The sequence below is a fragment of the Micrococcus sp. MS-ASIII-49 genome (genome assembly GCF_000946635.1).
GTDB classification, from domain to species: domain Bacteria; phylum Actinomycetota; class Actinomycetes; order Actinomycetales; family Micrococcaceae; genus Micrococcus; species Micrococcus luteus.
This window is the reverse complement of the sequence record NZ_JXSP01000152.1, coordinates 1-1321: the sequence shown is the minus strand read 5'-3', so window position 1 is coordinate 1321 and position 1321 is coordinate 1. Positions and strand designations below refer to the sequence as shown.

Below are 1321 nucleotides of genomic sequence, written 5' to 3'. Positions count from 1 at the left end.
GCGACGGGCGCCCCCCGCGCGGGCTCGTCCGCCCGGGGGGGCGGCCGCCGCTCGCGCACCGCGCCGCCCATGACGATCGCCGAGCGACGCCGCGCCGAGCGACGCCGCCAGGAGGAGGACCAGTGAACCGCTTCGCCGACTGGGGCAACGCCCTCTACTCGGGCCGCATCTCCTACCCGTTCATCCAGCGCTGGCGGCGGTGGTTCGCCCTCGCCGCCCTGCTGCTCGTCCTCGCCGGCGGCCTGACCGCCCTCCGCGGTGGCTTCAACCTCGGCATCGAGTTCCGGGGCGGCTCCGAGTTCACCGTCTCGCAGACGGCCTCCACCGACGTGGCCGCGGGCGAGCGCGCCGTGACCGACGTGCTGGCCGACGGCCACGCCACCGTCACGAACGTCGCCCCGGGCACCGTGCGCGTCCAGACCGAGCAGCTCGACGACGCCCAGACCCGAGCCGTGGCCGCGAACCTGCAGGAGGCCTACGGCGTCGGCCAGGACCAGGTGACCTCGACCTTCGTGGGGCCGACCTGGGGCGCCGCGGTGTCGCAGCAGGCCCTGATCGGCCTGGTGATCTTCGTGGTGCTCGTGACCCTGTTCATGGCCGTGTACTTCCGCACCTGGAAGATGTCCCTGGCCGCCGTGCTCGGCATGCTCTACGTGGTCGCGCTGACCGCCGGCATCTACGGCGCCACCGGCTTCGAGATCACGCCGTCGGCCATCATCGGCTTCCTCACGATCCTGTCGTACGCGCTCTACGACACCGTGGTGGTCTTCGACAAGATCCGCGAGAACACGATCGGGGCCGAGGAGGACCCGGAGCGCTCCTTCGTCGAGAACGTGAACCTCGCGGTGAACCAGACGCTCGTCCGGTCCATCACGACCTCCGTCGTCGGCATCCTGCCGGTCGGCTCGATCCTGTTCATCGGCGCGGGGCTGCTCGGTGCCGGCACGCTGCGGGACATCGCGCTCGCGCTGTTCGTGGGCATCATCGTGGGCACCCTGTCCACCCTGTTCCTCCAGGCGCCGCTGTACGCCCTGCTGCGCCGCAACGACCCGGACGTGCGCGACCACGACGCCCGGGCCGCGGCCCGCGCCGCCCGGGAGCGTGCCTCAGAGGCGGTCACCGATCCCGACGTCGCCCCCTGGGACGACGGCGCGCGACTCTGACGGAGCCGCTGCGGCCCCGGTGGTCTTCCTGGGGCGGGGTGGGACGGGCGCGGGTAGACTCGCCGATCATCCCGGCCGGAGCGGTCGGGGCCGCACGAGTCAGGAGGCGTGGCCCATGAGCGAGCAGGACCCCACTCCCGCCCCGGCCCGTCCCGCCC

General features: G+C 73.1%; 1 protein-coding gene. It reads left to right on the top strand.

The annotated features are described in order from the left end of the window. The first annotated feature begins 122 nt into the window (after nt 1-122). A complete protein-coding gene (gene secF / locus SJ20_RS10130; protein WP_036317952.1) occupies nt 123-1163 on the top strand; it encodes a protein translocase subunit SecF in 1041 nt (346 codons plus the stop codon). Nucleotides 1164-1321: the final 158 nt, after the last annotated feature.